The 5,506-nt window shown below is 67.7% G+C and carries 4 protein-coding genes; 3 read left to right on the plus strand and 1 reads right to left on the minus strand.

Going from position 1 to position 5,506, the window contains the following annotated elements:
* Positions 1-243 precede the first annotated feature (243 nt).
* Complete coding sequence (locus VLA96_04060) at positions 244-1,590, plus strand: serine hydrolase domain-containing protein (protein ID HSE48363.1); 1,347 nt, start codon at positions 244-246, stop codon at positions 1,588-1,590.
* Between the two features lie 47 nt (positions 1,591-1,637).
* On the plus strand, positions 1,638-2,390 hold the full coding sequence (locus VLA96_04065) for an SIMPL domain-containing protein (GenBank protein HSE48364.1): 753 nt from the start codon (positions 1,638-1,640) through the stop codon (positions 2,388-2,390).
* Positions 2,391-2,481: 91 nt separating this feature from the next.
* On the opposite strand, the gene VLA96_04070 is transcribed toward VLA96_04065, so the two are convergent.
* On the minus strand, positions 2,482-4,860 hold the full coding sequence (locus VLA96_04070; protein HSE48365.1) for an exo-beta-N-acetylmuramidase NamZ domain-containing protein: 2,379 nt from the start codon (positions 4,858-4,860) through the stop codon (positions 2,482-2,484).
* Positions 4,861-4,983: 123 nt separating this feature from the next.
* On the opposite strand from VLA96_04070, the gene VLA96_04075 reads away from it, so the two are divergent.
* On the plus strand, positions 4,984-5,506 hold a 523-nt coding region (locus VLA96_04075), incomplete at its 3' end, for a serine hydrolase domain-containing protein (protein ID HSE48366.1).

Raw genomic sequence — 5,506 nt, forward strand, 5'->3', positions numbered from 1 at the left:
TACCGCGCGTCGCCGGGCGCAAAGGGCGCAGCGGCTCTGCCGCGAAGCCCTCAAAAAAAGATGTACCGCAACTAAATGCCGGAATGAGGGTTTCGATCAGTAATAACTGACAACTCTCACAGGTCGCGGGGCGCGAGGCCGCAAGGCAACGCGCCCCGCGATTTTTTGCGGGTGCCGCGGCCGCCCTCGGCCGCGGCCCTTGACCTTCGTTCCAACTGCTAGACTGGGCCGGCGAGGGATCCTATGATCCGCCTACTGGCACTGTTCTTCCTGTTCGGTTCCGCGGTTGCCCAAACCGCGCCCAAGACTTCGCTCCCGGCGAAGGTCGACTCCTACCTCGCTCCTTACCTCTCCGGCAACAACTTCTCCGGCGCGGTCCTGATCGCGCAGCGCGGCCGCGTGCTGGTGCGCCAAGGCTACGGCATGGCAAACCGCGAACTGGGCGTCGCCAACACGCCCGAGACGCGCTTCCAGGTCGCGTCCATCTCGAAACCCTTCACGGCCGCCGGCGTGCTGCTGCTGGTCGAGCAGGGCAAGGTGGCGCTCTCCGACCCGGTCGCGAAGTTCGTGCCCGACTTCCCGCACGGCGACCAGATCACCGTCGAGCACCTGCTCACGCACACCTCCGGCATCCCCGACGTCAACGGCGCGCCCAGCTACAACGAGGTCTCGCGCTTCCCGCAGACCCCGGCCTCGCTCATCGCCGTCTTCCGCGACGCGCCGCTCGACTTCCCGCCCGGCACCAAGTACGCCTACAGCAACTCGAACTACAACCTGCTGGCGCGCATCCTCGAAGTGGTCTCCGGGCAGGACTACGGCCGGTACATGCGCGAGCACGTCTTCACGCCGCTCGGCCTGAAGGCGACCGGCCATCCCGCCAACGCCGCCGACCTGATCCCGCTGCATGCCTCGGGCTACACCCCGCGCGGCGCCACCGGCGTCGAGAACCCACCCTACCTCGACTGGACGGTCAAGACCGGCAACGGCTCGCTTTACTCCACGGTCGACGATCTCTACGCCTTTCACAACGCCATGGTCGCCGACAAGCTGCTCTCCCGCGCGACGCGCGAGAAGATCTGGACCGAAGGCAAAGGCAACCGCTACGGATGGTTCGTTCGCCAGCGCGACGGCCGCCTCGTCATCTCGACCAACGGCACCTCGCCCGGCTTCGCGTCGGTGATGGACTACTACCCTGCCGACGACCTCACCGTGATCGTGCTCAGCAACATCTCGGTCACCGCCGTGCAGTCGCCCATCGCCGGCGACCTCGCCGCCATCGCGCGCGGCGAGCAGCGCGAGCCTCCGCAGGTGAAGCCGGTCGCGGTCGCGGAGAAAGACCTCCAGCGTTACGCCGGCGAATACCAGTTCGGCGCCGACTTCTACCGGCCCAATGTCAAAGTCCGGATCCTCGTCCAGGACGGCGCGCTCGTCTTCGACTGGGGAAACGATTTTGTGACGCCCCTGTTTCCCGTCGCGCGCGACGAATTCATGCTGCGCCGCTATTGGGCTCGCATCCTCTTCACCCCCGAGGGCGTCGTCTACCGCGACGACAAGGACTACAAGGCCCCGCGCCTGGCCACTAGCCACTAGCCACTCCCCGCGAGTACGCTGCAAGACGTCGCGGTTCCAGCGTTCTTATGCAGAGAGTTGTCCCGGAGAAGATCATGAAGAGACTCGCGCTCGCCCTATTGCTGCTATGCGCCACGTTCGCCGTGGCCCAGGAACACCCGTCCGTCGCCGCGCAGCCCAACAGCGTCTACGTCGGTGCCGACGGCAAGTTCGAAGCCGACCCCGACACCGCCGTCCTCAGCTTCGGCATCTCGCCGCAGGACGACACCTCCAAGGGCGCCTACGACAAAGCCGCGAAAGCCGCCGAGCAGGTGCGCCAGATCCTGCGCTCCAACGGCATCGACCCCAAATCTGCCGAGATGGGCTTCTTTTCCGTCCAGCCGATGTACGACTGGAAGAGCGGCAAGCAGAAGCTCCTCGGCTACCGCGTCTCCACCAACATCACCGTGAAGCTCAAGCAGAAGGACTGGGAAAAACTCGCGCCGCTCACCGAGCAGTTTGCCGGCATCGAGACGGTCAGCGGCCAGAACCTCGGCTACGAGCTCCAGGAGATAGAAGCGGCCAAGAAGAAGGCCGTGGAAGACGCCTTCATGAAAGCGCGCAACTCCGCCACCGCGGTCACCACCGCCGGCGGCCGCGCGCTCGGCGAGCTGCTCTACGCCACCGTCGACGTCAACGAGCCGGTGCACATCCTGCCGATGCAGGCCCGCGGCGCGATGAAGGCGATGTCCGCCGAGGCCACGCCCGCGCCCACCGAGGGCTTTTCCGCCCAGCGCATCACGGTGACGGCGCACGTCAACGCGCTGTTCGGGATGAAGTAGCCGATACAGGCTGCATGTTCAGCGCAGAGGCGCGGAGCGCGCCGAGGAAGAACGAAGGGCCTCGGCGTCCCCTGCGCCTCGGCGCTGAAGCCTACTTGTAGAGCAGGTACTTCGCGCGCAGCTGGATGAAGGCTTCCAGGCCTTCGCGCCAGTCCTCCGCGATGCGCCGCGGGTCTTGCGCCGCGACGATCGCGGCGTAGACGCGCTGGTTCACCAGGATCTTCGGCAACTCCTCGTGCTTCCAGTCGTTGGGATAGAGCTTCCGCAGCGCGACCGCCAGCTCCACGCCCAGCTCCGGCGAGTCGAGCTCGTTGCGGCTGGTCACGATGAGGTTCACGCCCTGGCAGCGCTCGCCTTTGTATTTCGAATCGTTGGGCGTGAAGCTCACCGGCACGAAGCGCACGCCCGGCAACTGGCGCGCGTTCAGGTAGTCGGTCAGCTCGCGCGCTCGGATCCAGGGCGCGCCCAGGACCTCGAACGGCGTGTCGGTGCCGCGGCCGACCGAGACGTTCGTCCCCTCCACCAGCGCGACCCCAGGATAGAGCGTCGCCTGGTTCGCGCTGCGCAGGTTGGGCGACGGGTTCACCCACGCCACGCCCGTCGAATCGAACCAGTCGCCGCGCTGCCAGCCGCGCATCGGGACGACCGTCAGCTTCGCTCCCAGCTTGCGCTCGCCGTTGTACATCCGCGCCAGCTCACCCAGCGTCATGCCGTGGCGCACCGGCACGTCCACGTAATTGATGAGGCGCTGCGGACCGCCTTCGGCCATCGGCCCCTGCACGAACGAGCCGGTCACCGGGTTCGGGCGGTCGAGCACCACGACCTCCACGCCGGCCTGCGCGGCGGTCTCCATGATGTAGCCGAGCGTGACCTCGTAGCTGTAGAAGCGCGCGCCGGCATCCTGCATGTCGAACACGATGGCGTCGATGTCTCGCAGCAGGTCGGGCGTAATGCGCCCGCGCCGCCCCTTGCGGTACAGGCTGTAGACCATCACGCCGGTCGCCGGGTCGACGGCGTCCGGCACCTCTTCCGTGTCCGCCGTGCCGTAGAGCCCGTGCTCCGGGCTGAAGATGGCCGCCAGCTTGAGGCCCTCGGCGCGCGCCAGGACGTCGACCGTGCGCCGGCCGTCGGCGTCGAGCCCGGTCTGGTTGGTGTAGACCGCGACGCGACGCGGGTTCTTCTTGTCCGGCCGGAGCGCCGCGAAGTTCGTTTCTTCCAGGACGTCGATCCCGGTCTTGACGCTGCCGTTGCGGCTCGCCAGCCGGCGCGCGCCCGCCAGCGTCTCGTTGTAGCCGGTGATGGCCGCGATGCGCGCGCGGTCTTCGTCTTTCACCTCGAGCCTGAGCGCGGCCGCCACCGCGGTCGCCGTGCGCGTCCGCAGCGAGGGCGTGAAGTTCCCCGCCGGGCCGACGCGGTTGATCAAGATGATGATGTACGTCTGCGTGTAGGGGTCGATCCACAGCGACGTCCCGGCCCAGCCGGTGTGGCCGTAGCTGCCGACGGGCAGCAGCTCGCCGCGGTTCGAAGAGAACGGCGAATCGATGTCCCAGCCCAGCCCGCGCAGCACGGTCGCATTCGCCGGCTGCTGCGGCGTCGTCATCTTCTCGATGGTCGCGGGCGCCAGCAGCTTCTTGTCGAGCATCGCCTGGGCGAAGCGCGCCAGGTCGTCGGCGGTCGAGAACAGCCCCGCATGCCCCGCGACTCCGCCCATGCGCCGCGCGGTCGGGTCGTTGACCACGCCGCGCCAGCGCGCGCCGTCGAATTCCGTCGGCGCGATCTGCGGACGCCACTCCGCCGGCGGCAGGAAGCGCGTGCGCTTCATCCCCAGCGGCTGGAAGATGTGCGCGTCGGCGTATTGCGGCAGCGGCATCTTGCTCACGCGCGCCACGATCTCGCCCAGCAGCAGGTACCCGATGTCGCTGTAGACGAAGCGCGCGCCCGGCGGCGACGGCAGCTTTTCCGCGCACGCCAGGCGAATGGCCGTGTCGTAGCCCGACCACTGCGACCGCAGGTCGAGATCGGGCGCCAGGCCGGAGTAGTGCGTGAGCAGCTGCCGGAGGGTGATGTCGTCCTTGCCGTTCGACCCGCACTCCGGGAGGAAGCGCGTCAGCGGGTCGTTGAGCCGGAGCTGGCCGAGTTCCACCATCCGCATGATCGAGGTCGCGGTCGCCAGCGACTTGGTCAGCGACGCCATGTCGAACACGGTGTCGGTGGTCATCGGCTCGGCCGCCGGGCCGAACCAGCGCTTGCCGAACGCCCGGCGGTAGACGATCTCGTCGTCGTGCCCGACCAGCACCACCGCCCCCGCGATCTCGCCCTTCGCGATCGCCTGCTGGTAGATGGCGTCGACCGCCGCCAGCTTCTCCGGAGCGATCTGTTTGGGAGCGTCGTCCTCCGCGGCCCACGAAGATGCGGCGGCGGCCAGCAGCAGGAGGAACAGCAGCGCGCGGTACGATTGAGAGCGGGTCAACGCTCGTGTTATAAGCGATTTACTCCACTGCAACAAGACGGTCCCTGTCTGACAACGAACGCAACCGCGCTCACGCCCGCTTACGAGGACCAGGACCGCCGCTTCGCCGCGGCTTGGCAGGTGTTGAACGCGGGAATCAAGACGCGCGCCTTCCCCGGCGCCGCCGTCGCCATCACCCACCTCGGAAGACTTGTCGCGCTCAAGGGCCTGGGCGCGTTCACGTACGACGCGAACGCGCCGCGCGTCCAGCCGGACACCATCTACGACCTCGCCTCCGTCTCCAAGGTCGTCGCGACCACGGCGATGGCGATGCTGCTCCACGAGCGCGGCTTCTTCGAGCTCGACCAGAGCGTCGCATGGATCCTCGCTGAGTTCCCCGCCGGCAAGCAGGTGACGTTCCGTCACCTGCTTGCCCACGCCTCCGGCCTGCCCGCGTACGCGCGCCTCTACGAGAGCGCGCGCACGCGCGACGACCTGCTGCGAGCGGCGTGTGCCACGCCGCTCGCGCACGCGCCCGGCTCGCGCGCCGAGTACAGCGACATCGGCTTCATCATTCTCGGAAAAGCTTTAAGCAGGCTCGCCGAGGAGCCGCTGGACCGTTTTTGCCAACATCAGATTTTTGGTCCCCTGGGTATGTCGCGAACTG

Source organism: Terriglobales bacterium (genome assembly GCA_035457425.1).
Lineage (GTDB): Bacteria > Acidobacteriota > Terriglobia > Terriglobales > Acidobacteriaceae > JACPNR01.

Bases quoted from the DNA above. Each gene is read 5' to 3' on its own strand.
- VLA96_04060 (HSE48363.1), top strand. From the start codon at position 244: ATGATCCGCCTACTGGCACTGTTCTTCCTGTTCGGTTCCGCGGTTGCC.
- VLA96_04065 (HSE48364.1), top strand. From the start codon at position 1,638: ATGCAGAGAGTTGTCCCGGAGAAGATCATGAAGAGACTCGCGCTCGCC.